General features: G+C 66.1%; 25 protein-coding genes. 12 read left to right on the top strand and 13 right to left on the bottom strand.

Translation table 11 applies throughout. The features are described from left to right. The first annotated feature begins 23 nt into the window (after positions 1 to 23). From CAFEA_RS10935 to CAFEA_RS10925, 3 genes are read left to right on the top strand one after another with little or no spacing between them, the layout of a single operon-like run. Entirely contained in the window at positions 24 to 530 is a 507-nt protein-coding gene (locus tag CAFEA_RS10935) for a VanZ family protein (protein WP_063937131.1), read from the top strand. Next, positions 527 to 892: a YidH family protein gene (locus CAFEA_RS10930; protein WP_034996572.1), complete on the top strand. Its 366-nt coding sequence runs from the start codon at positions 527 to 529 to the stop codon at positions 890 to 892. The genes CAFEA_RS10935 and CAFEA_RS10930 overlap by 4 nt, the downstream gene beginning before the upstream one ends. Before the next feature lie 41 nt (positions 893 to 933). Beyond that, the gene (locus CAFEA_RS10925; protein ID WP_253704905.1) at positions 934 to 1,218 is read left to right on the top strand and encodes a DUF202 domain-containing protein; all 285 of its coding nucleotides are present in this window, start codon (positions 934 to 936) and stop codon (positions 1,216 to 1,218) included. A 64-nt stretch (positions 1,219 to 1,282) separates the two neighbouring features. Here the strand turns inward: CAFEA_RS10925 and CAFEA_RS10920 are convergent, their stop codons facing one another. The 5 genes from CAFEA_RS10920 to CAFEA_RS10900 all read right to left on the bottom strand — a co-directional run bounded on the left by CAFEA_RS10920 (position 1,283) and on the right by CAFEA_RS10900 (position 6,438). Then, a complete protein-coding gene (locus tag CAFEA_RS10920; RefSeq protein WP_051106182.1) occupies positions 1,283 to 2,623 on the bottom strand; it encodes an IS1096 element passenger TnpR family protein in 1,341 nt (446 codons plus the stop codon). Between the two features lie 17 nt (positions 2,624 to 2,640). Beyond that, complete coding sequence (gene dcuC, locus CAFEA_RS10915) at positions 2,641 to 4,065, bottom strand: C4-dicarboxylate transporter DcuC (protein WP_063937129.1); 1,425 nt, start codon at positions 4,063 to 4,065, stop codon at positions 2,641 to 2,643. Positions 4,066 to 4,146: 81 nt separating this feature from the next. After that, the gene (locus tag CAFEA_RS10910) at positions 4,147 to 4,689 is read right to left on the bottom strand and encodes a hypothetical protein (protein ID WP_063937128.1); all 543 of its coding nucleotides are present in this window, start codon (positions 4,687 to 4,689) and stop codon (positions 4,147 to 4,149) included. Positions 4,690 to 4,699: 10 nt separating this feature from the next. Further along, positions 4,700 to 5,302, bottom strand: coding sequence for a response regulator (locus CAFEA_RS10905; RefSeq protein ID WP_063937127.1), 603 nt, complete (start codon positions 5,300 to 5,302; stop codon positions 4,700 to 4,702). Beyond that, entirely contained in the window at positions 5,299 to 6,438 is a 1,140-nt protein-coding gene (locus CAFEA_RS10900) for a sensor histidine kinase (protein WP_063937126.1), read from the bottom strand. Before CAFEA_RS10900 ends, CAFEA_RS10905 begins: the two co-directional genes overlap by 4 nt. A gap of 91 nt (positions 6,439 to 6,529) precedes the next feature. Between CAFEA_RS10900 and CAFEA_RS10895 the strand changes: the two genes are divergently transcribed. Genes CAFEA_RS10895 through CAFEA_RS10885 form a run of 3 tightly spaced genes read left to right on the top strand, consistent with a single transcriptional unit; the run spans position 6,530 to position 8,665 of the window. Then, positions 6,530 to 7,507 carry an ABC transporter permease gene (locus tag CAFEA_RS10895; RefSeq protein WP_063937125.1) on the top strand — a complete coding sequence of 326 codons (978 nt, stop codon included), beginning with the start codon at positions 6,530 to 6,532 and terminating at the stop codon, positions 7,505 to 7,507. Further along, on the top strand, positions 7,507 to 8,148 hold the full coding sequence (locus CAFEA_RS10890) for an ABC transporter ATP-binding protein (protein ID WP_063937124.1): 642 nt from the start codon (positions 7,507 to 7,509) through the stop codon (positions 8,146 to 8,148). Before CAFEA_RS10895 ends, CAFEA_RS10890 begins: the two co-directional genes overlap by 1 nt. Positions 8,149 to 8,158: 10 nt before the next feature. After that, complete coding sequence (locus CAFEA_RS10885) at positions 8,159 to 8,665, top strand: hypothetical protein (RefSeq protein ID WP_063937123.1); 507 nt, start codon at positions 8,159 to 8,161, stop codon at positions 8,663 to 8,665. On the opposite strand, the gene CAFEA_RS10880 is transcribed toward CAFEA_RS10885, so the two are convergent. The 5 genes from CAFEA_RS10880 to CAFEA_RS10860 all read right to left on the bottom strand — a co-directional run bounded on the left by CAFEA_RS10880 (position 8,575) and on the right by CAFEA_RS10860 (position 15,280). Beyond that, positions 8,575 to 9,687 (bottom strand): MFS transporter, encoded by a 1,113-nt coding sequence (locus CAFEA_RS10880; RefSeq protein WP_063937149.1) that lies wholly within the window; start codon positions 9,685 to 9,687, stop codon positions 8,575 to 8,577. The genes CAFEA_RS10885 and CAFEA_RS10880 overlap by 91 nt on opposite strands. 60 nt (positions 9,688 to 9,747) lie before the next feature. Then, complete coding sequence (locus CAFEA_RS10875) at positions 9,748 to 10,728, bottom strand: hypothetical protein (RefSeq protein WP_143313309.1); 981 nt, start codon at positions 10,726 to 10,728, stop codon at positions 9,748 to 9,750. A gap of 1,197 nt (positions 10,729 to 11,925) precedes the next feature. Further along, entirely contained in the window at positions 11,926 to 12,882 is a 957-nt protein-coding gene (locus tag CAFEA_RS10870) for an NAD(P)-binding domain-containing protein (RefSeq protein WP_063937121.1), read from the bottom strand. Next, positions 12,875 to 14,452 carry a bifunctional ADP-dependent NAD(P)H-hydrate dehydratase/NAD(P)H-hydrate epimerase gene (locus CAFEA_RS10865; protein WP_063937148.1) on the bottom strand — a complete coding sequence of 526 codons (1,578 nt, stop codon included), beginning with the start codon at positions 14,450 to 14,452 and terminating at the stop codon, positions 12,875 to 12,877. The genes CAFEA_RS10870 and CAFEA_RS10865 overlap by 8 nt, the downstream gene beginning before the upstream one ends. A 21-nt stretch (positions 14,453 to 14,473) precedes the next feature. After that, positions 14,474 to 15,280, bottom strand: coding sequence for an Fpg/Nei family DNA glycosylase (locus CAFEA_RS10860; protein WP_063937120.1), 807 nt, complete (start codon positions 15,278 to 15,280; stop codon positions 14,474 to 14,476). Between the two features lie 25 nt (positions 15,281 to 15,305). Between CAFEA_RS10860 and CAFEA_RS10855 the strand changes: the two genes are divergently transcribed. Genes CAFEA_RS10855 through trhO form a run of 3 tightly spaced genes read left to right on the top strand, consistent with a single transcriptional unit; the run spans position 15,306 to position 18,111 of the window. After that, positions 15,306 to 16,799 (top strand): DUF1846 domain-containing protein, encoded by a 1,494-nt coding sequence (locus CAFEA_RS10855; RefSeq protein WP_063937119.1) that lies wholly within the window; start codon positions 15,306 to 15,308, stop codon positions 16,797 to 16,799. A 54-nt stretch (positions 16,800 to 16,853) separates the two neighbouring features. Continuing rightward, a complete protein-coding gene (locus CAFEA_RS10850; protein WP_051106179.1) occupies positions 16,854 to 17,189 on the top strand; it encodes a helix-turn-helix domain-containing protein in 336 nt (111 codons plus the stop codon). Between the two features lie 13 nt (positions 17,190 to 17,202). Next, a complete protein-coding gene (gene trhO, locus CAFEA_RS10845) occupies positions 17,203 to 18,111 on the top strand; it encodes an oxygen-dependent tRNA uridine(34) hydroxylase TrhO (RefSeq protein WP_063937117.1) in 909 nt (302 codons plus the stop codon). Here the strand turns inward: trhO and CAFEA_RS10840 are convergent. The 3 genes from CAFEA_RS10840 to CAFEA_RS10830 all read right to left on the bottom strand — a co-directional run bounded on the left by CAFEA_RS10840 (position 18,083) and on the right by CAFEA_RS10830 (position 20,057). Beyond that, the gene (locus CAFEA_RS10840; protein ID WP_063937147.1) at positions 18,083 to 18,541 is read right to left on the bottom strand and encodes a hypothetical protein; all 459 of its coding nucleotides are present in this window, start codon (positions 18,539 to 18,541) and stop codon (positions 18,083 to 18,085) included. The genes trhO and CAFEA_RS10840 overlap by 29 nt on opposite strands. 10 nt (positions 18,542 to 18,551) lie before the next feature. After that, complete coding sequence (locus tag CAFEA_RS10835) at positions 18,552 to 19,430, bottom strand: universal stress protein (protein WP_158293351.1); 879 nt, start codon at positions 19,428 to 19,430, stop codon at positions 18,552 to 18,554. A gap of 165 nt (positions 19,431 to 19,595) precedes the next feature. Then, positions 19,596 to 20,057 carry a MarR family winged helix-turn-helix transcriptional regulator gene (locus CAFEA_RS10830; protein WP_274542227.1) on the bottom strand — a complete coding sequence of 154 codons (462 nt, stop codon included), beginning with the start codon at positions 20,055 to 20,057 and terminating at the stop codon, positions 19,596 to 19,598. Positions 20,058 to 20,127: 70 nt separating this feature from the next. Here CAFEA_RS10830 and CAFEA_RS10825 point away from each other — a divergent pair, with 70 nt between their 5' ends. The 3 genes from CAFEA_RS10825 to CAFEA_RS10815 all read left to right on the top strand — a co-directional run bounded on the left by CAFEA_RS10825 (position 20,128) and on the right by CAFEA_RS10815 (position 24,396). Continuing rightward, positions 20,128 to 20,490 carry a DUF5318 family protein gene (locus CAFEA_RS10825; protein ID WP_063937144.1) on the top strand — a complete coding sequence of 121 codons (363 nt, stop codon included), beginning with the start codon at positions 20,128 to 20,130 and terminating at the stop codon, positions 20,488 to 20,490. Between the two features lie 102 nt (positions 20,491 to 20,592). After that, positions 20,593 to 22,860: a transglycosylase domain-containing protein gene (locus CAFEA_RS10820; protein ID WP_063937116.1), complete on the top strand. Its 2,268-nt coding sequence runs from the start codon at positions 20,593 to 20,595 to the stop codon at positions 22,858 to 22,860. Beyond that, the gene (locus tag CAFEA_RS10815; RefSeq protein ID WP_063937115.1) at positions 22,861 to 24,396 is read left to right on the top strand and encodes a glycosyltransferase family 87 protein; all 1,536 of its coding nucleotides are present in this window, start codon (positions 22,861 to 22,863) and stop codon (positions 24,394 to 24,396) included. Position 24,397 lies beyond the last annotated feature (1 nt).

The raw sequence follows: 24,397 nt of genomic DNA, 5'->3' as shown, positions 1-24,397 counted from the left end.
AGGCGCACAGTACGGTGGGCCGGGTGAAATCAGCGAGCAGAACCAACAACGCCGCCGCCCACGTCGCGGCGGTGGTCGTGACTGCTCTGGTCGTGCTCGCGTTCACGGTGGGCAAGGCGTTCGTGTCCATTCCGGGGCTGTGGTCGGCGGAGGCGCACCAGCTCAGCCAGGTCCGCCTGAACCCGCTGGAGACCTTCGAGTACGCGCGCGTGTGGTGGGGGCCGTGGCTGAACCTGTTCGGCAACATCGCGCTGTTCGCCCCGGTCGGCTTCATCGCCCACCGCGGCTCGGTAGCACGCGCGGTGCTGGTGGGGCTTGTGTGCAGCCTCGGCATCGAGGTCGCGCAGTACCTGTTCGCGTGGGGCTACAGCGATACTGACGACGTGCTCTGCAACACCGCCGGGGCGGCGCTGGGGGCCGGGGTGGCCGGAGGGACGTCGAAAAGCAATCGCGCAACGGTGCTGTGGAGCATCGCCGCGGCCGGCGCGGTAGTGCTCACCGTGTGGGCGGCGCTAGGGTTGAGCGCATGAGCGAGCGCGGATGGTTTACCAGGCGGGTCTTCCCCGACGGCGGGGAGCCCGACCCGCGCTTCACGCTGGCCAACGAACGCACCTTCCTCGCCTGGACCCGCACCGCGCTGGCGTTTCTCGCCGGCGGGATCGCGCTGGAGGCGTTCGAGCTGCCCGGCATCGAACCCGGCGTGCGCCGCGTTGCAGCCGCCGCAGTCATCATGATCGCCATGGCCATTTCCGCAGGTGCCGCGGTGCGCTGGGTGCGCATCGAGCGGGCCTTGCGTCACGACGAGCCCCTGCCCGCCCCCGCCATCATCCCCGTTTTGTGCGTGGTGGTGTTTGTCGCGGCGGTGGTTGTGGCGGTGAGCCTGCTCGCATGATCGCCGTCGCCGATCCCGGCCTGCAGGCCGAACGCACCGCCATGAGCTGGACGCGCACCGCGCTGGCCATGCTCGTCTGCGCGGCGACGCTTTTGCGGTGGGCCGGTGCTTACCCCGCGCTGATCGTGGTGGCGTCGGTGGCGTTGGCGGCAGGTGCGCTGGTGATCGTGGCGCTGAACCGGAGGGCGTACCGCTTCGAGGCATCCGCGCTTGCCGACGAGCGCAGCGACCCCAACGCCGCAGCCGTGTTCCTGTTGAGCGCGATGACGCTCGGGACCGGCGGGCTGGGTCTGTACCTGGTGGTGTCAGCGGGCGGGCTCTCGTAACGGTTGACAATCCGGCGATTGTGGCGCTCTATTTCCGCAGGTCGCGAAAACGAGCCGTTAACTTTTACGAGCGCCGACCGCTGGTGTAGTGGTCGTAGTGCATCTCCAGCAGCTGCAGGCCCTGCTCGGTGCAGAAAATCTGGGCAGGGGCGGTTTCGCGAAGGATGCCGAAAGCCTCCAGCCAGAACAGCCAACTCTCCGCCTCTGGGTTAAGCGGTTCGTCGTCGACGACCCACTCCACGATGGAACGCCAAATTTCCTCGCCCATCAGTTTTTCAAAGCCGAGGCGGATGTTGTCGGCGGCCTTGGGAATAGGGTTGTCGTGGTTGAGAAAAGCCAGGCCTGCTTTGGTGGGGGTCAGCTCGCCGCCGCGCTTTTTCAGCAGGCGGGCGTCGAGGAGCAGGTCAGCGACAGTGTTGGGAAACGGCAGCTCCGTCAGGTCGCGCACTTCCACGGCGAACGAGGCAGGCATCCCCCCGTGCTCGTACGGCACCCCGGGGGAGAAAATGCGCATGAGCTCGGCGAAAACATCGGTGAGATCGGGTAGATCGTCGAAGGAGTCTGGCCCGAAGCCGGGGAAGCCAGGCACGCCCGGCACGCTCTGTACCGCCGGCGGACCAGGCATGCTCGGCACGTCGGGAACCTCCACCCCGTCCGGCCCGCCGAGCATTTCGCCGAAGAACTCGGTCACGGCATTGATCATGGTGGGGTTGCGCTCCGGGTGCGGGTCCATGTCGATGATCTGGAGCAGGTCCGGGCGGGACTGGAGGAAGTCGTCGAAGTGCTGGGCCAGGCCGGGGCCATCGGTGCCTTCATCGGCGGCGGCGACTTCGTCGAAGAACATCTCCTCGGCGACGTTGCCGATGCGGGTGGCCACGGAGACCGGGTCGGCCTGTGTCATGCGGTCGAGCATGCGCTCCGGCGGCATGACGGGCAGGTAGGAAAACATCAGGGTGATGGTCTCCAGGTCCGGTTCGATGCCGGCGGCCAAAAGGCGGGCTTGGTGGCGGAAGGTGGTCATCAGCTCTGGCCCCGAGCAGGCTTCGACGACGTCGGGCCCGGCTGCGTCGATAAGCATGGGCGTAGGGCCCTCGATGTTGGAGGGACCCAGAACCTCGACATGGATGTTCCAATTGGCCGCCGGGTCGTAGACGTAGGTCATGGGCCGCATCTCGGCGACGGTGAGCTCGTCTTCCTGGTGCTCGCCGGGGCCGGGCGCGGCGGTGTAGACGGAACGCTGCGCGCCTTCTTGGCTGACGTAGAGGTGGGTGGCGGCGCCGGTGAAACCGAGGGAGGCGTCGATGATCTGGGAGAGTTCGCCCAGCGTCATGGTCTCTTCGACGTTGACGCAGCGGGAAATTTCGGGCGAGGTGCCCTCCACGAACATGAGCACTGAAACGGTCATACCGGCAACCTTACGGCCTAAACCACGAATAGGAAGGCGCACACCACGGCGGTCACCGCGCCCGCGGTCAGCGGCACGGCGGTGCGGCGGACCACGTCAATCGGGTTGACCTGGAGCGCACCCGCGACGATGAGCACCGCGGCGTTGACCGGGGAGGCCTGGCGCATGGTGTTGGAGGCGGCCCAGATGGAGGTGAGCATCTGCGGGGCGGACACGGCGGAGTCCGCCGCGATGCCCGGCACCATCTCGGAGAAGGCGAAGTAGGGCGCCACGCCGGAGCCGGTGAGCAGCGCCATGGTGGCGGTGGCCAGCACAAACACCAGCACCATCAGTACGGCGGCGCCGGAGGATGCCTGCGCCAGGTTGGTCAGACCCTCGATCACGCCCATCTGGGTGATGCCCTCCACCAGGATGGCGGCGGCGACGATCAAGGAAACCACGCCGGCCGCACCCTCGCCGAGGCCCTTGAAGAACTCTTGGAGGGAGTCGGCGGCGTAGTTGACGTCGCGCAGCCGGATCGCCTCGATGATCATGGTGATCATCAGCGACACCACGGTCACTGGCAGGATGCCGGCCTCAAACGAGATGACGCCGAGGCGGTTGAGCGCCGCGGAGACGATGATCAGCAGCAGCGGCAGCAGCGGCAGGATGGCGTAGAAGCCGGGCAGGCCCTCGGCGCGTTCCACGGCTTCGCGGATGCGGCGGTCGGACTCGTCGTCCCTGGCTGCCTCAAGCTCGGTGTCCGACGCGCCAGCGCCGGACTTGACCAGGTCTTTCTTATCGCAGTGGTGCTGCCACCACATGTGGGTAAACGCGATGACGATCAGCGCGGGGATGGTGGCTTTGGCCACGTTGCCGAAGGTGAACTCGGTCACCGACATGCCGGTCAGGTCCGCGGCCTGGATCAGGCCGGCCTCCAGCGGCGACGGGGCGATGGTGGAGGCGGTGGCCACGATCGCACCGACGGTCAGCGGCGTCAGCCCCGCGGCGATCAACGCGGGCATCAGCGTGGCCACGAGCAGCAGCGACAACGCACTGGCGGAAGGCACGACGAAGGACAGAAGCGTCGCGACGGCAAACCCGATGGGCACGAGCCAGTAGGAGCCGTGGAAGCGGCGCAGCGGGCTGGACAGCGCCACCACGGTCTTGGCATCGGCGCCGATGTGGCGCATGTAGCCGACGAAGCCGAACAGCACCATGATCGCCATGCCGGTGCCGGCGAAGCGCGACTTGAACAGGGACTCGATGATCAGCAGCTCGTCGTAAAACGCGTTGCCGGAGGACTCGATGTCCGCGGTGGAGTGGTCGATACGCCCGGTAGCTGCGGCGATCATGAGCAGCAGCACGCCGACGGCGAAGATGGAGGAGGCCGCGTGGACCTTCTTGGCAATGAAATAGCCGACGGCGATGACGGCGAGAATTGCAAAGAAAATATAAAGCACGCTGCGATTATGCAGCGTGAAACCGCACCCCGCAGGGTGAATGCGCAGGGTGTGGCAAATGTCTCCGCAAAGCCGGGTAAATTACGCCGACTGGCCGCCCAGGATGAGCACGTGGGCGATGTTCTCGGAGCGGTTCTTCAGCCCCAGGGTGCGGTGGCCGGCGTCCAGCATGCCGGCGGAGTGCGGCGGCACCGGGGTGTTGTTGACGGTGATGTCGCCGTCGGGGGCGATAACGGCGTACTCGAACTCCTCGTACACGGTGACCGCCAGTTCGGTTTCAGGCGCGATGGTCAGCTGGGCTGCCACGCAGGGCTCGTCGGTTACCACGGTGCCGGCGCGGCCGAACATGCGTCCGGCGAAGACAAAGGCCTCACCCGCGGATTCGGTGGTCACGCTACGCAGGCCAAACGCGTCCGGTTGGGCGCGCTGGATTTTGTCGGGGACCGCTTCATCGCTGATCAGCACTTGCACCTGTGCGCGCTCGAGCACACCGCCGAGGCGTGCGGAGCCGTCGTGCCGCCAGGCAAAGGATTTGCAGCCCGCGGGAGTGTCGTCGGGTCCGCCGAGGCCCTGGAGGAATGCGACCCCGCGCCAAGGGCCAGCGTTCAGCTCGATGAATGACATGGCGGCCAGCTTATATGATCCGGCGCTGCCGGGCTTCCTCCACAGCCGCGGTGCGGTTGTCCACCCCGAGTTTGGAGTAGATGTGGATCAGGTGCGTCTTCACTGTCGCCTGCGAGATGAACAGCTGCTGGGCGATCTCCTTGTTGGAGGCGCCGGTCTGCAGCGCGCGCAGCAGCTCAATCTCGCGCGCGGACAGCGTCTCGGCCGGGTTGACCAGCCTGTCCGCCAGTACGTTGGCCACCTGCGGCGAGAGCACTCTTTTGCCTTGCGACGCGCACCGCACCGCCTCATACAGCTCTTCCTCCGGCGCGTCCTTGAGCAGGTAGCCCATCGCCCCGGCCTCCACCGCGGCGACCACGTCTGCTTGGGTGTCGTAGGTGGTCAGGATCAAAACCGGCGGCCCGCCGGCGGCGACCAGGCGGCGGGTCAGCGCGATGCCGTCCGCGCCGGGCATCTGGATGTCGGAGACCACCACGTCCACCCCCTCGGGCACCTCGGCGTCGCCGTCGGCGGCCTCGGTGACAACTTCCACGCCGTCGAAGGAATTCAGCACGGCGCGCAGGCCAGCGCGGACGACCGGATGGTCGTCGATAAGCATGACGCTCAGTGTCATCCGTTCTCCTCCACAGGCAGGGTTGCGGCGAGGACGTTGCCCTCCACCGTGAGCTCGCCGCCGACCTCCTCCACGCGGGCGCGCAGGCCCTTCAGGCCGTAGCCCTCGGGCCCGGTGATGCCGCGGCCGTTGTCGAAGACGTCGATGGTTGCGGTCGCACCAAGCCTATCCACGGTCACCACCGCCGACGAAGCACCGGCGTGGCGCACGATGTTGCTCAAGCCCTCGCGCACGACGCGCTCCGCCACCGACGCGCAGGGTTCCGGCAGGTCAACGGCGTGGACACGGACCTCGAGCTGCTCGCCGAGGGCGCGCTGGCGGTCCTGCGCGTGGCGGGCCAGGCGCTCCAGGCGCACCGGCAGCGTCTCGCGCTTCGGGGCCTGCGTGTTGGCGGAGTTCTCGGCGACGAAGCGGCGCGCCTCCGCCAGGTTGTCGGAGGCGGTGGAGCGGATCACGTCCAGCGTCTCGCGCGCCGGGTCGCCCTGGGGCAGCTGCTTGTCCATCGCGCGGCCCAACAGAACGATGGAGCTAAAACCCTGCGCCATTGTGTCGTGTACCTCGCGTGCCAGGCGGGCCCGCTCCTCCGCCACGCCCGCGGCGTGCTCGGCTTTTGCCGCTTCGCGCTGGGCGGCCTTGAGGTCCTCGGCCATCTGCCGGTAGTGGTCCGCCTCCGCGCGCAGCGCCTGGTAGGCGTGCACGATGATCACCGCCAGCACGGTGCCGATGGTGGGGCCGATGACCGCGCCGGCCCCGCCGCCCGGCGCGGTGGCGGTGAGGGCAACGGCTAAAAGCGCCGCGGTGGCCGCGAGTTCCCACCATGTGGTCAACAGCACGCACGCCAGCATGACCAGCGGGAACTCCAGCCATACGAAGTTCTCGGACATCTGCACCAGCCCCACCCACAGCGCGGAGACAACCGCGAGCCAGGCATACGGCGCCCAGGCCGGGTAGTCCTTGCCGTGGAAGTGCCAGACGGTGCCGGCCATGTACACGCAGGCGAAGGTCAGAGGCAGGGCTAGGGCTGCCAGGGGTGCGTCGCTACGCAACTGCCCCACAAGCCCCACCGCAAGCAGCACGGCGACGAGCACGTGCAGGCTCACGCGCAGAAAGTCGAGCAGACGGGTGGTGGACAACATGCGTCTGAGCGTAGATCAACCGATCGGTTGACCGGGATTTCAACCGCCCGCGCGATGTAGAGCAGTGCAGGTCAACGGCAGGATTGAAGCCATGTTCGTAGGAATCAGAGAAATCACGTCAGCCAAGGGGCGCTTCGGGCTGATCGCAGGCACCGTGGCGCTGATTACGCTGCTGGTGGTCGTGCTCACGGGCCTGACCGCCGGCCTGGGCAAGCAAAACACGTCCGCGCTTGAGGCGCTGGATCCGCAGTCCGTTGTCTTCCAGGACCCGGAAGACATCTCGTTCACCACCTCCCGCGTCGAGGCGCGCGACGGGCTCACCCCGCTCGGCGCCAGCCAGATGCTTATGACCAAGGGCAACGGCGAGGACGCGGCCGTGGCCATCCTGTCGCTGCCGAAGGGCACCGAGCTTCCCGGAGGGCAGCAGCTTTCCGACGAAGCCGTGGCCGCGCCCTCCCTCGAAGTGGGCGAGGGCGAGACCGTGACCGTTGCCGGCAACGACATCACCGTCGGCGCAATCGGCGAGGACCTCGCGTTCTCCCACTCCCCCGTCCTGTGGGTGCCCACCGGTTTCTGGCAGGCCGCAATGCACACCGACGCCGACGGCTCGGTGCTGTTGGCAGACCATAAGGTCGACAGCGGAGTGGGCCTGAAGGAGGCTTTCGACGGCCTGCCGGCGTACTCCTCCGAGCAGGGCTCGTTGAAGCTCATCCAGGGCTTCCTCTACGCCATCGCCGCGCTGGTGATCGTTGCCTTCCTCACCGTGTGGACGATGCAGCGCACCCGCGACCTGGCCATTTTGAAGGCCATCGGCGCATCCAACTCCTACCTGCTCAAGGACGCCCTCGGCCAGGCCGCGGTGATCCTGGGCATCGGCGCGCTCATCGGCGGCGTCGCGGCCTTCGGCCTCGGCCTGCTCATGCAGGGCGGCGCACCGTTCTCGCTGACCGCACTCACCGCGATCGCTCCCCCGGTTGCCATCTGGGCGCTGGGCATGGTCGGCGCCCTGATCGCCACCCGCAACATCACGAAAGTTAACCCTCAAGCGGCTCTTGGAGGTGTCGCATAATGCTCGAACTCAACGATGTCACCGTCGCATTCAAGGACGGCCAGGAAATGCGCACCGTGCTGGACCACCTGGAATTCACCGCCAAGCCCGGCGAGATGACCTTCATCGTCGGCGAGTCCGGCTCCGGTAAGTCCACCCTGCTGTCCGTGGCAGCCGGCCTGATCACGCCGGACTCCGGCACCGCGAAGCTCAACGGCGAGGTGGTGGACAACGATGTGCGCTGCGACAAGATTGGCATGATTTTCCAGCAGGCCAACCTCATCGCCGCGCTGAACGTGCGCGATCAACTCCTGGTCACCGACCACATTCGAGGACTGCGGCCTCGAAAGGAGAGGGCGGAGGAACTGCTGGCCACCGTCGGCCTTGAGGGCCTAGGCGACCGCCGCATCGGCGAGATGTCCGGCGGCCAGCGTCAGCGCGTCGGCATTGCGCGTGCGCTCATGGGCGAGCCAGCGCTTCTGCTTGCGGACGAACCCACCGCCGCCCTCGACGCCGACCGCTCCCAAGAGATCGTGCAGCTGCTGCGCCAGCTCACCACGGAGCGCGGCATCGCCTGCGGCTTTGTCACCCACGACCGCTCCCTGATCGAGAGCACCGACGAAATCTTCGAACTCGGCGTCAACGCCCCGGCCTACGCCTAAACTGGCGCGAGTGTTCTACTGCGCCCCCGGCCCCGCCCCGCTGGACCCCACCCTGCTTGCCGGGGAGATCGAGCGCAGGGCGGGGCTTTCGTCGTGCGGGCCGCAGGTGCGCACCCTTCCGCAACTGCCTGACGACGCCCTCGTGGCCGGCGATGGCTACTGGCTGGCGGGGCGCAGTGTCGTCGATAAGCTTCGCGCTTTGGACCGCAACGTGGTCGCGTACGCGGTGGGCGAGGCGTTCATCGTGACCTCGTTGCAGGAAATCGGCGCGACGATGGTGCGCGGCCGCGACCTCGTGCGCGTGCCGCACGGTATCTTCCGCGTGCCAGAGTGGGGTCAGCGCACCTATGTAGCCGGCGAGACCGCGGAGTTTTTGCGCGGCTACCTCGAATTGGAGGCGGCCGGGCGGTTCGTAGAACCCGCGCGCTACCGCAGAAGGGACCGGGAGCGCGTGGCCATGACGGTAAACGCCAACGCGCCGAGCACCGCCGTGGACAGCAACGTACCGCCCAAGTAGCCCAGGTCCACCGTGGCGGCGCCCAGCGCCGAGCCGGACGCGATGCCCACCTGGAAGGTCACCACGTACACCGAACTGACCAAATCCTGGTTGCGCTGGCCCGCGAACAGAAAGATCGTGGTGGCCACCGTGGGCAGCGCGCCCGCGGCGATGCCGAAGACGACGATCACCGTGAACATGCCGATCCCCGTGCCATAGTGCAGCGCGAGCAGTCCAGCGATGCCGGAGGCCACCAGCGTGGCCGTGGCAATGCCGTTGAGGCGGATCATGCGCGCATCCACCAGGCGGCCCGACAAGGTCACGCCGACCAGCCCCGCGATGCCGTAGACAGCCACACCGTAGGGCACAAACCGGTGGCCGGCGGTGGCCTCGACGAGCAGGGCCAGGTAGGTGAAGGTGACAAAGATGGCCATCACCGCCAGCACCAGGTAGATCACCAAGGACGGGATGGCAGACTTCGTCGTCTGCGCGCCGGTCTGCTGTGCCGGTGGCCTAGCGGGCAAGCTGGGCAGGGAGACCACCAGCATGACCAGTGCGCCGACCACCGCGGCGCCGAGCACCCAGGTGGCGGCGCGCCAGCCAATCGCGGAACCCATTGCCGTGGTCAGTGGCGAGCCGACCACCATCGACAGCGTCGAACCGAACGACACCGCAGCGACCGCCTTACCCATCTGCCCCGGTGGCGCAATGCGGGCAGCGACCGGGTTGACCAGCGACCAGAACAGACCGTGGGTCAACGCCGCGGTCACACGGCCCGCCACCAGCGTGGCGTAGCTTGTTGCCGTGGCCTGCAGGACAATGCCGCCTAGGAGAAAGACCAGTGTCGCAATGAGCAGGTAGCGCCTGTCCACCTTCCGCGTGACGTGCATCAGCGGAATGGTCACTACCGCAACCAGCCCGGCGTACACGCTCATGAGCAGGCCGATCTGGCCTTCGGAGACGTTTAAATCGCGCGCCATCGGCGAGATCAAGCCGATGGCGAACATCTCGAACGTGACGTACACGAACGCGGCGAAACTCATCGCCGCCAGCGGGACAACAGGAAGCTTGGCGGTCTGGTCGGTGTTGGGCACCCGGTTAAGTTACGACTGCTGGTCAGACAGCGCAAACGCTGCGCCCGCGGCACCAAGCGCCACCAGGATCGCCACGATTACGCCGATGATCGCACCCGTGCTCGCGGAGGAGCCGCCGGAGGTGGTGTCCGCGGTCTGTTCCGTTCTGTGGGTGGTCTGGGACACCGTCAGGCCGGTCATCTTGTCGGTGTCGGTGGTCACCGTCGCGGTGACGTTATCGTTGACGAGCGTGTGGGTCACAGTGTCTTTGCTCTTGCCGGCCTGCCCACTCGGCACCCCATAGCTGCTCGTCGTCGGCGTGGTGGTCGGGGCGTCCGGGTTCGGGCCGTCGGTAGGCAGCGTTGCGTTGCCGCCACCTTCGGCGCAGGTCTTACGGGCCTCTTCGAACGCCACCATCAACCGAGCCACACGACGCGCCTGCTTCACATCCGCCAGCTGCTCGTAGGCATCAACCCACGCCTCAACCTGGTCCTTGGGCATCGCCGGGTAATCACGAGACTGCTGCTTAATCAGCCCATCGCGGTCTGGAATCAGCGCGAACTCCGCGAAGCCGTCCCGGGCTGGCACCGTGATTTCGCCGCTTTGCACAGCGTTATCGACGATGTCCCAGTACTTGGTCATGTCGAACGCCTGGTGGTCGCTGACCGCAGCCGAATTCCACACCTGTGTGAAGTACGCGCGGGAAGAATCGATGTCTGCGCCGGTGTCCTCAGCGACGCGCTGCGCCCACATCTCAATGTTGGCTTCGAGATTGCTGTTGAAGTAGGACACGTATGAGCCGGTGTACAGCTCCAAAAACGGCGCGACGGTATCCGCAGCAGTCGGGTACAACTGCTCGAACGCGGAAGCCCAGCGGGTCCGCTCATCTACTGCGCCGATGCCGACACTGCGGTCGAGCGAGTCAATGAACTTACGTTCAGGGTCATTTACCTTCAGCGAGCACACGCCTTCGCTGGGCTCACCCACGGTAGCGGCACCGGCGGAAGGCACGACAAGCGCCGCCGCTGCAGTTGCGGCTGCGGCTGCGCATGTGAGCGCTACTATCCTCCGATTTTTTAACACACAGTTAGCGTAGCGCAGGAGAATGACTATTCAGCATTCGGAAGATGGGTGACATGGCTCTCTTACACGGCCTGGGCCGTTTAAATTCGGGGAAAGTGCAGGTTGCCGGAACGTTAACTCAACCTTCTAAGCAAAATAAAAAGTAGATTTTGGGATTTGATACGCCCTTTAAGGGGCGTTTTCGCTTGTCACGGGGGTAAATTACACGCTTGTAGTTCAAAGGTATTTACGTTTTTTATGCGAGTGGGTCGTTGGGCGTTCTCTTTTGCGGTTTCTGCTGTTTTTTGGGGGTTCTTGCGTGGTTTCGGCGGTTTGCGGTGGTTGGTCGGGTCAAGGCGGGTGACTGCCGGGGCCCGGCTAGCGCGGGGGCCGAGGTCCAGTCGACTGTTTCCAGGTATTCGGCATAAAGTGGCGAGATCCTGAAAGCTGGATCCGCGGTTATGGGGCGGTCGGTACAGCATCCAGTCGGTATCTTCCCTGAGCTTGCGGACTCCGCAACTCCGCATTGCGGACAACTGGGGTGGGCCAACTATTGGTTGCGGTCAAACGATTTGAGGAGCAAGGCGCGGATGGCGGTTTCGATGTTGGTGTCGTCGGTGCTGAGCGGGCGCGAAACCGCAACTCCGCATTGCGGACAATCAAGCGGGGACCAACTATTGGTCTGCACCCACCAAATTCGAGCCGGGATGTCTGGGTCGGTGGGCTGTTTCCAGCTACAAGGGCCCAGCTATTCGACGTAAAACAGCGATTATCGAGGTCCTGATAGCTGGATCCGCGGCTATGGGGCGGGCGGGCACAGCATCTGTGCGGTGTTTTGCTCGAGCTTGCGGACTCCGCAACTCCGCATTGCGGACAACTGGGGTGGGCCAACTATTGGTTGCGGGCAAACGATTTGAGGAGCAAGGCGCGGATGGCGGTTTCGATGTTGGTGTCGTCGGTGCTGAGCTTGCGGACTCCGCAACTCCGCATTGCGGACAATCAAGCGGGGACCAACTATTGGTCTGCACCCACCAAATTCGAGCCGGGATGTCTGGGTCGGTGGGCTGTTTCCAGCTACAAGGGCCCAGCTATTCGACGTAAAACAGCGATTATCGAGGTCCTGATAGCTGGATCCGCGGTTATGTGCTAGCCCTTGCCCGCGATGCGCGAGGCGATGTCGCGGGCGAAGGGGCTCACGCCGCCGATGGTGCCTGCGCCCGGGCCGTTCAATGAGTCGAAGCCCAGGACGAACAGGCCGGGCGTGTCCAGGCCGTGCTCCAGTCCGCGAACGGGCGACAGTGCGGGGCGAAAGCCGGTGGCCCAGATCAGCGCGTCGAAATCCGACAGCTCGTCCAACGACCCGACCATGGGTTCGGCGTCCAGCAGGTCCAATGATCGGGCCCGGCGGACTTCGGGGACGAGGACGATGTCGCCGCCGAAGTCGGCGCCTCCAGGGTCGTCCTCGCCGCGCGAGATGGCGACGAAGCGCTCGCGGTTGCGGCGGAAAAGCTGCTCGCCGTCGACATCCTTCGGCATGAACGCGGGCGGCCGGCGGGTGAACCATTGCACGTCCACTCCAGCTAGGCCAAGGTCGGCGACGATCTGCGCACCGGAGTTTCCGCCCCCGACGACAGCGACGCGCTGCCCGGCGAAATCCTCCGGCCGCCGGTACTGAGCCGAGTGCACCTGCTCCCCCGCGAACGACCCTGGGATGAAGGGCACAAACGGTGCGGACCAGATGCCGGTGGCCATCACCACGTTGCGTGCGGAGTAGCCGTTGAGGTGGAAGGCGGAGCCGTCGTGAAACACTTGTTTGACGCGTTCACCTCGGCGGATGGGCAGGTCGTAGCGCTTTTCGTAGACGGTCAAATACTCAACGACGTGATCGCGCGGCGGGTACCCGTCGTAGTGGGGCATGGGCCAGCCGGGCAGGTTGGAAAACTCCGCGCGGGAGAACAGTGTGAGCGCGTCCCAGTAGTGCGGCCACGCCCCGCCGGAGGTGTCGGAGGCGTCCAGCACCACGAAATCCGCGCCGTATTTGCGCAGGTAGTACGACACGGCCAGCCCGGATTGGCCGGCCCCGACAACGACAGCGTCAAGCATGGGACACCTCCGCGGTGGCGTCGCGGACGTGCTCGGCGATGCGGCCCGCGGGCGCGGTGGCGGGGCCGAACGGGGTCTGCGCTGCCAGCCAGGCGGCCACCGCGTGCAGCGTCACTGCCCCGGTCACCGCACCAGGCACTGCGGCGTCAGCGGTGCCGGGAACAGCGGCGCGCGCGGCGGAAAGCGCCAAGTGGGCACCCATAATCCCGGCCAGCACGTCGCCGGACCCAGGGGTGGCGGCCCAAGAGTGCCCGGCATCCACGGCGTGGATGAGATAGGGGTCGTCCTCCGGCGCGACTAGGGTGATGCGGCCTTTGCGCACGATGGTGGCGCGCAGCGTCGCGGCCAGCTCCAGCGTCTCCTCGAACCGCGTGCCCTCGCGCACTCCGGCAGCCTCGCGCAGGCGGGAAAACTCCCCGTCGTGCGGGGTCAGCACCGTCGGCTCCTCCCGGGAGGCGACCGCCTGGCGCAGCTGCTCGTGGTGGGTGAGGAGGGCGAGGCCGTCGGCGTCGATAAGCAATGGCACCTGTTGTTCCAGCGCCCACGCAAGCTCGCGCGCCGCATCCTCCCCCGTCCCGGCGCCGGGTCCAAACACCCATGCTTGGACCCGTCCGACATCTTCGAGCCTTTGCGTAACGACGACCTCCGGCCTCACCCGCACCACCCCATCCGCCTCCGGCCCGGCGTAGCGGACCATCGCGGGCGTGGCCATCACCGCACCGGAGACAGTGAGGACCGCCGCGCCCGGGTAGCCGGCGCTGCCTGCCCGGATGCCGACTACTCCCCCGCTGTACTTATCGTCGGCAGGCCCCGGCGCGACGTCTTGGACAGGCGCGGCGGGCAGCGGCAACAGGGTGTCCGGCCACACCTGCGGATCGGCGACGGCGCGGTTGGCCAGCACCAGCGTCGGGCCGTCGTGGGCCCACTCGGGCATGGTGTCCAGCAGCTCCGTGTGCAAGGGGCGGCCGGGCAGGCCGATGTCCGCGAGCAGCTGCACCCCGCACTCCGGGGCGAGGGCGTGGGCGCGGCGCCGCCCGCCGAAGGTGACGGTGGCGTCGGCGGTGATGTGCAGCTCGCCCGCTTCCCCGGTGTCGGCATCTACGCCGGAGGGCACGTCCACGGAGAGCACGCGAACCCGGCGCAGCCACCTCATCACGTCTGCCAGCTCCTCGCGCAGGCCCCCAGAGCCGCCGATGCCGGTGATGCCATCGATGGCGAGGGCGTATTCGGCTGAACTGTCCGGCAACGTTTCCAGTACCTGCCCGCCCGCGTTGGAAAAGGCGGCGAGTGCTCGCTGTTGGGCGCGGCCTGCGGTGAGCAGCGCGTCCACGCGGTGCCCGGCGAGTGCGAGCTCCGCGCCAGCGTACAGGGCGTCACCCCCGTTTCCGCCCGGCCCGGCGAGCACCAACACCCGCCCGGCTGAGCCGGCAGAGCCAGCCAGCATCGCCTCGGCCGCTTCGAACACGGCGTGTGCGGCGGATTGCATGAGCTGATCCGGGTGGGCCTGCGCGGCCAACAGCGGCGCCTCGGCGGCCCGGATTTGGTCTGCGGTGAAGGTGCTGGCGTACATGCGTACCAGGGTACGCTCCACCTAAAGCGCCTGGCAGGACGGGCAGAAGAACAGATTTCGGCCCTCGAACTGCTGCTTTTCCACCGGGTGCCCGCACACGTAGCAGGGCTCGCCGGCGCGGCGGTACACGTAAACCTCTCCCCCGTGGTCGTCCTCGCGCGGGGCGCGCTCCATCGCCTCCGGCGCGTGCTCGGGCCGCACTGTGTCTATGCGCCCGGTGGCCACGCCCGCGGCCATCAGCGAAACCAGGTCGGACCAGATGGCGTCGAAACGCTCGCGCCCCAGCTCCCGGCCCGGAGTAAACGCGGAAATGCCCTGGCGAAACAGTGGTTCGGCGCGGTAGATGTTGCCCACACCGGCGAAGTAAGCCTGGTCCATCATGAGCGAGCCGATGGTGCGTCGGGAGCGTCGCACCCGCTCGAACAGCGAGTCCGGGTCCGCCGCAGGAGAAAGCGGGTCCTCGCCCGCGGCGTCAAGGATCGCTTGCTGCTCCGCCGGGGTGATGTAGGCGCATTTCTGCGGGCCGCGCAGGTGCGCTGCGGTATCGCCTGCTCCCCCGTCCGGCACCAGCCGCAGCCGGATCTGGCCGCGCAGCGTGTCCGCCGGCTCGAAGGAAAACTTCCCAATCAGCCCTAGATGCACGTGCACTGTCGCGTCCGTGAACTGCAGAAACAGGTGTTTGCCGTGGGCTGACGCGTGGGTGAGCGCAGTGCCGTCGATAAGCGAAGGCTCGAAGCGCCCCTGCGGCGAGCTCGCGGCAATTGGCGCGGGGCGGAAGTCCGCGTTGAACCGGCGCGCAAGCCGGTGAATCACATGACCCTCAGGCACGGGGGCTGACTGTACTATTGCTCCCATGCCGTATGAGATCGGGTTCGACCGCGAAAAATACATCCAGATGCAATCCGAGCACATTCAGAAACGGCGCGCCGAGGTGGGCGGCAAGCTCTACCTGGAAATGGGCGGCAAGCTTTTCGACGACAACCACGCCTCCCGCGTCCTGCCCGGGTTCACCCCCGACAACAAGATCGCCATGCTGGACCGGATCAAGGACGAAGTGGAGATTGTCATCTGCTTCAACGCCGGCGACGTCGTGCGCCAGAAAATGCGCGCTGATCTGGGCATCACCTACGAAGACGACGTGCTGCGGCTTGTGGACGTGTTCCGCGACCGCGGCTTTTTGGTGGAAAACGTGGTGGTCACGCAGCTGGAGGGCCACAACCAGAACGTCGAGGCGTTTGTGGAGCGCCTGGCGCGGCTGGGCCTGAAGGTCTCGCGCCACTACATGATTGCGGGCTACCCCAACGACACCGAAAAGGTGGTCAGCGAGGAAGGCTTTGGCCGAAACGATTACGTGGAAACCTCCCGCGACCTGGTGGTGATGACGGCGCCGGGGCCGGGCTCCGGCAAGCTGGCCACCTGCCTGTCGCAGGTGTATCACGAGCACAAGCGCGGCATCGACGCAGGTTACGCCAAGTTTGAGACGTTCCCGATCTGGAACCTGCCGCTTTCGCACCCGGTGAACCTGGCGTACGAGGCGGCGACGGCGGACCTGGACGACATCAACGTCATCGACCAGTACCACCTCGAGGCATACGGCGAAAAGGTGTCCTCCTATAACCGCGACATTGATGTCTTCCCGCTGCTGAAGACGCTGCTGCGGGAGGTCACCGGCTCGGATCCCTACCAGTCGCCGACGGACATGGGCGTGAACATGGCGGGCTACTGCATCTCCGACGACGCCGCGTGCCGCCACGCCGCCGAGCAGGAGATCATCCGCCGCTACTACGCTGCGCTTGTGGACGAGCGCCGCGCCGACGCCGACTCCACCGTCTCCGACCGCAACTTCAACGTCATGCGCAAGGCGGACCTTTCCGTGGAAGACCGCGTCGTGGTCTCGCCTGCGTTGGAGGTGGCGGAGCGCACCGGCAAGCCTGGTGCCGCGCTGGAGCTGCCGGACGGCAGCATCGTCACCGGCAAAACCTCCGGCCTGCTCGGCCCGTCAGCTGCGGTGCTGCTCAACGCGCTTAAGCTACTGGCCGGCATCGACGACGACGTGCACCTGCTCTCCCCCGATTCCATCGAGCCGATCCAGACGCTGAAGACCCGCCACCTGGGCTCGGTGAACCCGCGTCTGCACACGGACGAGGTGCTCATCGCCCTGTCCGTGTCTGCGTCCAGCAACCCGGACGCGGCGTTGGCGCTGGAGCATTTGCGCAGCTTGCGCGGATGCGACGCGCACATCACCACCATCCTGGGGTCCGTGGACGAGGGCATTTTTCGCAACCTGGGCGTGTTGGCGACCTCGGAGCCGAAGTACTGGAAGAAGGCGCTGTACCACAAGCGCTAAGTTTTTCCACACTAACCATTGCGCTGGTTTCGGTTGTGGTTTATTGTCGGGGCCATGCGGGAACAGCAATCTCCGGTGGAAGACGCGCTAGCCGAGCTCAACAACAACCTGGCTGTCGCACGCACGCAGGAAAAAGACCACGTCACGCTGCCGAAACAGACCGCGGTGTGGGTCCGCGACCTGCTCGAGGACCTCGCAGAGGGCCGCCTGGTGCGCCCACCGGAACCGGACGAGGAGATGACCACCCAGCAGGTGGCCAACCTGCTCGGCGTCTCGCGCCCGTTCGTGGTCAAGCTCATCGATGATGGCAAGCTGCCCGGCCACAAGGTGGGCACCCACCGCCGCGTGTACACGCGCGACGCCCACGCGTTCAAGCAAAAGCGGGGCTAATAGACTGCCAGGCATGACCAGCAAGATCCTGCTCTACTACAAGTTCCAGCCCATCGCCGACCCGGACGCGGTGCGCCTGTGGCAGCGGGACCTGTGCGAAGGACTGGGGCTGACCGGCCGCATCATCGTGTCCAAAGACGGCATCAACGGCACCGTCGGCGGCGACATCCGCGCCTGCAAGACCTACGCCAAGAAAACCCGCGAGTACTTCAAAGGTATCGAGTTCAAGTGGTCCGATGGCGGGGCGGAAGACTTTCCCAAGCTCAGCGTCAAAGCCCGCAAGGAAATCGTTTCCTTCGGCGCGCCGGGAGAGCTCGAGGTGGACGAAAACGGCGTGGTCGGCGGGGGAGTGCACCTCAGCCCGGAGCAAGTCAACCAGTTGGTGGCCGACAACCCCGACGCTGTGTTCTTCGACGGCCGCAACGCCCGCGAAGCCGAAATCGGCCGGTTCAAAGACGCGGTGGTGCCGGATGTGGAAACCACCCACGACTTCATCAAAGAGCTGGACTCCGGCAAATACGACTGGATGAAGGACAAACCCGTCATCTCCTACTGCACCGGCGGGATCCGCTGTGAGGTGCTCTCCAGCCTCATGATCAACCGGGGGTTCAAAGAGGTCTACCAGATCGACGGCGGCATCGTCCGCTACGGCGAAAAATTCGGCAACTCCGGGCTGTGGGAAGGCTCGCTCTACGTCTTCGACGACCGCATGCACACCGAGTTCGGCGCGCCGGGCGACCCGGACTACGTTCAGCTCGGCCACTGCGTGCACTGCGGGGAAGCCACGAACCAGTTCTACAACTGCGCCAACGAGCCGGAGTGCCGCCGCCAGTACCTGAGCTGCGAGGACTGCCGGGAGGAAAACCCCTACTGCGCGGAGTGCACCCAGCGCGCTACTGCGTCGCCAGCATCCCCAGCGTGACAATCAGCCACGCCATCGTGAACGGCACCAACGGGATCCAGAACACGCCGATCCAGGGAACCCAGCGCTCGTAGCGGTTCAGCTTGCGCACCGTGATCACCGCGCAGCCGAGCAAGCCCACCACGGGCGGGATCGAGGTGGCGACAGCCCACCACGTGCGCCAGGATTCGGTGCAGAGCCAGGCGGAGCCACCGTCGCAAAGCGGGCCGCCCTGAACCCTCGAGATCACCGCAAGAATGAGTGCCAACAGTAGGGTAGTAGCCACCGTACCCAGCGCAAACGCGATCGCCTGGCGGGTGGAGCGGCGGTTTCTGCGGTCCACCTCCAGCGGATCCGGCTGGTCCGCGAGCTCGTCGAAGGAACGCGGTTCCGGCCGCATGCGCGAAAAACGGTCGGCGGGGGAGTGAAGGTCGTTCTCCGGGTGCTCCATGTCGCCCAACCTACTGCCCCTTCGCGGCGTGCGGACACACCACCACAGGCACCGAGGCGTACCGGATGAACTCGCCCTCAAGCGTGCCCACAAACACGCTGGTGAACTGCGGCGCCGGCTGAGTGCCCAAGAACATGATGTCGCCCTTTTTCCACTTCACCGAGTCGATCGAACGTTTCCAGCTCTTCGCCGCGGAGATGGAACTGGTCACGTCGAAGGTGTCGCACACCTCCGGCGCGAACGTCGCCGCCAGCTCCCACGCGCGGTCGCGGGCGTGGTCCAGCATGCCCAACGTCTGCTCGTTCCAGGTGGAGGTGTGCTTCTCGTACGCAGTGGGGGAAAACGCGATGATGCGCAGCGGTAACCCCAGTTTGCAGGCTGTCGCGGTGGCGTAGTCCAGGCCGGAGAAGTCCGGGGCCACCGGATCGTCGCCAAGCACAATCGCGTAGGTCACGCGGGTGAGCCCCTTCTTGGACAGCTTCACCCCGCGCGGGGCCAAGCCCAGCGGGACGGGGCAGGAGCGCATCATCTCGTCCGCCACGCTGGAGGGGCGGAACCGGCCCTTCGGCGTTTTCGCGCGCGAGCCCATCAAAATCAAGTCCGCACCGAAGTTCTCAGCGGCCCCGTGCAGGGAGCGCACGATGTCCTTGCTGTCCACCAGGTGGGAGACTTTCGCCGACCACTGCGAACGTGGAATGTGCTCCTTCAGTGCCTTTTCCACACGTGAGTCGAAGGTGGCTTGCGCTTCCTTCATGCGCCCCTTGCGGCCCTTGGAGGCTTTGGGCAGGGACTTCGACCACTTCGCCTGGGCGCTGGACACAACCTGCACAGTCACGGGCAGCGAGCGGCCCAGCCAGGCGGCGAACTCAACCGCTTCAGTATTTGCCACGTCCCAACCCACGAGGACGCGCACGGGTAACGCGACGTTAGGGAAGTTGGCGCTGTCAGCGCCGGGGGAGCTGCTCAGGGCCTGCCTCCTTGACACGTGTCCGCGTATGCGAGTTTTCGGGTAATGAACACATCATAAACATGTGTCCCTGCCACGAAAAAGCGGCTAGTCCGCGGACGCCGTTGCGTAGGCGCGGGCGAGGTCGTTGAGGACCTCAGGCAGTGCGTCCAGCTTCTCCAGCGCCTCCGCATCGAGCGCGTTGAGCATCTGCGCGAGCGAACGGGTGCGCTCGGCGCCGACCCGCTCCAGCTCCTCGCGGCCGAAATCGGTGAGCTCAACAGAGACCCCGCGGCGGTCGTCCACCGAGCGCACGCGGCGCACCAGGTCGCGCTTTTCCAGCTGGTTGACGGTGTTGGAGGCGGTGGGTAGGCGCACGCCCTCCTCCGCGGCCAGCTTGCTTATGCGGGTGGGGCCGGCAAAACCAAGCCGGTGCAGCACGGACAGCTGCGGGCCGGTGAGATCGGAGTTTTCCGCGTTGCGGAAGTACGCCACATACAGGCTGGTCAGTGCGGGGCGGATGTCCGCCGCGATCCGCATGGCCTCCGCGGAGGGTTCGTCGTGCGCCACCTATATGCACCTCTTTCTTCCAAGTCTTTACCAAAATCTAGCAGCTAGGACAGGGGTTATGATTGCCAGGATGTTCACGTACGAGCACGAGGTGTCCCACGAGTGGCAGCGCCGCCAGCGGCTGCGCGAGTTCAAACGGGGACATTTGCCTATCGACGACGTATGCGACGCCGATTTCTTGCTCCGCGCCGCAGCGCAGCACCATGGCGAGGATTCCGCCAGGCCCTGCCCCGTGTGTGGGGAAGTGATGCGCAACGTGCGCTGGGTCTACTCCGAGAAACTGGGCAGGCGCACAGGCACCGCGCGGAACGAAGAGGAGATCGACCGGCTCGTGGCGGAGGTAGGGCCGCTGACCGTCCACGTGGTGGAGGTCTGTCCGTCGTGCAAATGGAACCATCTGTTGCAGGAAGTCACAGCAGTACCAGTAGTGTGAATCTGAACTGGGCAGGTAGGGTGTCCGGTAGGTATTTGGTAGGAAGCTCGCTCGTTTGCCCACCCCGCGGGCGCGGCGGGTGCAATTGTGCAGGAAAAACGTGTGACTGAAAAGAGCGTTGGCAAAAGCGCCGACAAGAGCGCTGACAAAGCGAAGGCGTCCGGCGGCACTACGGCAGTGAAGAAAAAGGAGAAGTCCCGCGCGTGGCAGTGGGTACTGGCTTTCTTGCTGTTCCTTCTTCTCCTTGCGTTGATCCCGGTCGGCTGGTTCATGTGGAAGTACTCCAAGGCCGAGATCCCGGGCCCCGGCGAGATTGAGACGGCGCAGATCTCCTCGATCTACTTCAACGACGGCGAAAACGAGCTCGCCCGTCTCGTGCCGCCGGAAGGCAACCGCGAGCAGGTCGCCTTGGAGTCCGTGCCGGTGGAGGTCCAGGATGCCGTTTTGGCGGCGGAGGACCGCGACTTCTGGACCAACTCCGGATTCTCTCCCACAGGTTTCGCCCGCGCGGCGCTGGGCCAGATCACCGGCGACACCACGGCAGGCGGCGGCTCCACCATCACCCAGCAGTACGTGAAAAACGCGCTGGTGGGCAACGAGCACTCCTACGAGCGCAAAGCCAACGAGCTGGTCTACTCCGTGAAGATGACCAACCAGTGGTCCAAGGAGGACATCCTCCGCGCCTACCTGAACACCGTGTACTTCGGCCGCAACGCTTACGGCGTCGAGGCTGCCGCGCACGCCTTCTTTGACAAACCGGCGTCCCAGCTCACCGTCGAGGAGGGCGGCGTGCTGGCCGCCTCCATCCAGCTCCCTAGCGAGCTGGAACCGTGGACGAACCGCCAGGCTGCGGAGCAGCGCTGGAACTACGTCATGGACGGCCTGGTGGAGATGGGCAAGGTCACCCCGGAGCAGCGCGCGGGGATGGTATACCCGGAGACGCGCGACCCGGCCTCCTACTCCGCCTACACCGAAGCCACCGGCCCGAACGGCCTGATCAAGAACCAGGTGATCAAGGAGCTCGAGGCCCTCGGCATCACCGAAAGCGACCTGACCAACCGCGGTTTGCAGATCACTACAACTATCGACGCCGCGTCCCAGGCCAACATGGAGCGAATCGCTCGCGAGCGCCTGGCCAACCTGCAGGAGGATGCGCGCACTGGTGCGGTGGCCGTGGATCCGTCGACAGGCGCGGTGCGCGCGTACTACGGCGGCGACGACCCGTCCGGCTGGGACTACGCCAACGCCGGCCTCCAAACGGGCTCGACGTTCAAGATCTTCGCGCTCGCCGCGGCCCTGCAACAGGGCATCCCGCTGACGTCCGTGTTCGACTCGTCGCCAGTGCGCTTGCCCGGCAACATCACCGTCACCAACTGGGACGGCGGCGGAGGCGGAATGCTGTCCATGACTGAGGCCACCCGCGTGTCCTCCAACACCGCCTACATGCGCATTCAAGACGAACTGGACAACACCACGCAGGACACCGCCGACATGGCGCACGCCCTGGGCGTGGCCAAGTCCATCCCCGGCATCCCGCTGACCTTGCGCGAAAACGGCGGCCAGCCGTACGAGGGCATCGTGCTGGGCCAGTACCAGTCGCGCGTGCTGGACATGGCCACCGCCATGGCAACCCTGACCAACCGCGGCCTGATGCACCCGACCCACTTCGTGGAAAAGATTGAGGACGCCACCGGCGAGGTCCTCTACCAGGTGGACAAGGACTACACCGAGCGCCGAGTGGCCGAGCAGGTCGCCGACAACACACTGCAGGCCATGCAGGGTGTGGCTGGCTACTCCAACGCCGTCCTCGCAGGCGGCCGCCAGTCCGCGTCCAAGACCGGCACCGCCCAAATGGGCGACACCGGCAACAACAAGGACGCCTGGATGGTCGGCTCCACCCCGCAGCTCGCCGTGGCCGTGTGGGTGGGCACCGCCGACAACACCTCGCCAATCTTTAACGAGTGGGGCGGCATCATGTACGGCTCCAACACCCCGTCCCAAATCTGGAAGGAGTTCCTGGACACCGAACTGGAAGGACAGGAGTTCCAAAGCTTCCCCAACGCCAGCCCCGTTTACTGGGGAGTTAACCCTTACTCCGGCGGTACCGGCCTGGGTGGCTATTACTCCAACCCGACGCCGAGTTACACCGGAAACACCTCTCAGGCTCCGTCCGCGCCGAACTCCGCGGAGCCGGAGGCCCCGGCGAGCCCGGCCGCGCCGGAAGCACCTGGCGAGCAGCCTGCACCGGCCCCCGCGCCCGCTCCGGCCCCCGCACCCGCACCCGCGCCCGCGCCTGCCCCGGCCCCCGCTCCGAATATCAGCGACGCAATCAACGACGTCCTCGACCAATTCCAGGGAGCGTTGCAGTAAATGTCCGAGTCGACGCAGACCCAGCAGATCACCTGGCCGGATCCGGCTGACCGCGTCCAGCCGGGCCGTACTGAGCCGCTCGCGCGCGGCTGGGTGGAATTCCTCGGCGGGCCGATGGGCCGCTTCGCCCAGATTGGCCGCGCCCGCTTCTGGACGCCGTTGCGCTCCATCATCGCCGTCGCCTACGTGTTCCTGTCTTTCGGCCTGCTGCAGAAGGCGCACTGCGCCGGCGGCAAAGCTGACGACAACGGCATCATCCAGCTCAACTGGGACGGCAACCGCCAGTACACCGCAGCCTGCTACAACGACATCATTCCGCTCTACGGCGCCCGCGGACTGGACAAGGGCGGCTTCGTCTACGACTACTCGTGGGTGGAAGAAGGCCTGACCCGCTACATGGAATACCCGGTACTCGCCGGCCTGTTCCAGCAGCTGTCGGCCTGGCTGTCGCGCAGCACCTACTTCCTGGTGGACAACTTCGTGCCGGACTCCGGCTGGTACTTCTACGTCACCGCGCTTTTGATGTCCATCATCTGGGTGATCACTATCCGCATGGTCGCCGAGCTCGCGGGCAACCGCATCTGGGACACCCTGCTCGTCGCAGGTTCGCCGCTGCTGATCGTCCACGCGTTCACCAACTGGGACATCCCGTCGATCTTCTTCGCGGTGGCCGCGATGCTGGCTGCGCGCAACCGGAAGTTCTGGCTCGCCGGCGTGCTCATTGGCCTGGGCACCGCGTTCAAGCTGTGGCCGATCTTCCTGCTCGGCGCCTACCTGACGGTGGCGCTGCGCAAGCGCGACCTCGCCCCGTTTGGCAAGATGCTCGCCGCAATGGTGGTGTCCTGGCTTGTAGTGAACGTGCCGGTCTACCTGCGCAACCCGGACGCCTGGGGCGAGTTCAACCGCCTCAACACGGACCGCGGCTGGGAGTGGACCACCATCTACGCGGTGATCTCCCGCATGACCGGCTGGACCGGCTTCGACTCAGGCGAGGGTGCCCCGGTGATCCTCAATGCCGTAACGCTGATCCTGTTCCTGCTGGGCTGCCTTGGCGTGCTCATCCTGGGCCTGAAGGCGCCGCAGACCCCGCGCATCGCGGAGCTGGTGTGCCTGATCGTCGGCCTGTTCCTCATCTTCAACAAGGTGTGGAGCCCGCAATACTCCCTGTGGTTCGTCATCCCCGCCGTGCTCGCGCTGCCGCACTGGCGTCTCCTACTGAGCTGGATGGTCGTGGACATGGCTGTGTGGCCGGTGCTGATGTGGCACATGATGGGCGCGGACAACATGGGCGTGCCGGGGTGGTTCCTCAACGTGGTGATCATCTCCCGCGACGCCTTCATCATCGTCATCATGGTGCTGGTGGTGCAGCAGATCCTGGGCCGCCGCCGCGACAAGGTCCGCGACGCCCACAACGGTCACGATCCGCTGATGTCGCTGCCGCAGCAGTGGAAGGAGCCTTTGCCTATCGACGCCCCTCCGGCCCACCCCGAACCGGCTAGCACCGAGCCGGTTAGCACTGAGCCGGCGAAGGCTTAGC

It is taken from the genome of Corynebacterium afermentans subsp. afermentans, from assembly GCF_030408355.1.
Classification (GTDB): domain Bacteria; phylum Actinomycetota; class Actinomycetes; order Mycobacteriales; family Mycobacteriaceae; genus Corynebacterium; species Corynebacterium afermentans.
Note: the sequence above shows the minus strand (reverse complement) of the source record. Positions and strands in the feature narration are given on the sequence as shown.

Coding starts and splice junctions, on each gene's coding strand:
- CAFEA_RS10930 (WP_034996572.1), top strand. CDS start 527: ATGAGCGAGCGCGGATGGTTTACCAGGCGGGTCTTCCCCGACGGCGGG.
- CAFEA_RS10900 (WP_063937126.1), bottom strand. CDS start 6,438: ATGTTGTCCACCACCCGTCTGCTCGACTTTCTGCGCGTGAGCCTGCAC.
- CAFEA_RS10910 (WP_063937128.1), bottom strand. CDS start 4,689: ATGTCATTCATCGAGCTGAACGCTGGCCCTTGGCGCGGGGTCGCATTC.
- CAFEA_RS10895 (WP_063937125.1), top strand. CDS start 6,530: ATGTTCGTAGGAATCAGAGAAATCACGTCAGCCAAGGGGCGCTTCGGG.
- CAFEA_RS10825 (WP_063937144.1), top strand. CDS start 20,128: ATGTTCACGTACGAGCACGAGGTGTCCCACGAGTGGCAGCGCCGCCAG.
- CAFEA_RS10865 (WP_063937148.1), bottom strand. CDS start 14,452: ATGTACGCCAGCACCTTCACCGCAGACCAAATCCGGGCCGCCGAGGCG.
- CAFEA_RS10925 (WP_253704905.1), top strand. CDS start 934: ATGAGCTGGACGCGCACCGCGCTGGCCATGCTCGTCTGCGCGGCGACG.
- CAFEA_RS10880 (WP_063937149.1), bottom strand. CDS start 9,687: ATGAGTTTCGCCGCGTTCGTGTACGTCACGTTCGAGATGTTCGCCATC.
- CAFEA_RS10840 (WP_063937147.1), bottom strand. CDS start 18,541: ATGGAGCACCCGGAGAACGACCTTCACTCCCCCGCCGACCGTTTTTCG.
- CAFEA_RS10815 (WP_063937115.1), top strand. CDS start 22,861: ATGTCCGAGTCGACGCAGACCCAGCAGATCACCTGGCCGGATCCGGCT.
- CAFEA_RS10905 (WP_063937127.1), bottom strand. CDS start 5,302: ATGACACTGAGCGTCATGCTTATCGACGACCATCCGGTCGTCCGCGCT.
- CAFEA_RS10850 (WP_051106179.1), top strand. CDS start 16,854: ATGCGGGAACAGCAATCTCCGGTGGAAGACGCGCTAGCCGAGCTCAAC.
- CAFEA_RS10855 (WP_063937119.1), top strand. CDS start 15,306: ATGCCGTATGAGATCGGGTTCGACCGCGAAAAATACATCCAGATGCAA.
- CAFEA_RS10920 (WP_051106182.1), bottom strand. CDS start 2,623: ATGACCGTTTCAGTGCTCATGTTCGTGGAGGGCACCTCGCCCGAAATT.
- trhO (WP_063937117.1), top strand. CDS start 17,203: ATGACCAGCAAGATCCTGCTCTACTACAAGTTCCAGCCCATCGCCGAC.
- CAFEA_RS10870 (WP_063937121.1), bottom strand. CDS start 12,882: ATGCTTGACGCTGTCGTTGTCGGGGCCGGCCAATCCGGGCTGGCCGTG.
- CAFEA_RS10890 (WP_063937124.1), top strand. CDS start 7,507: ATGCTCGAACTCAACGATGTCACCGTCGCATTCAAGGACGGCCAGGAA.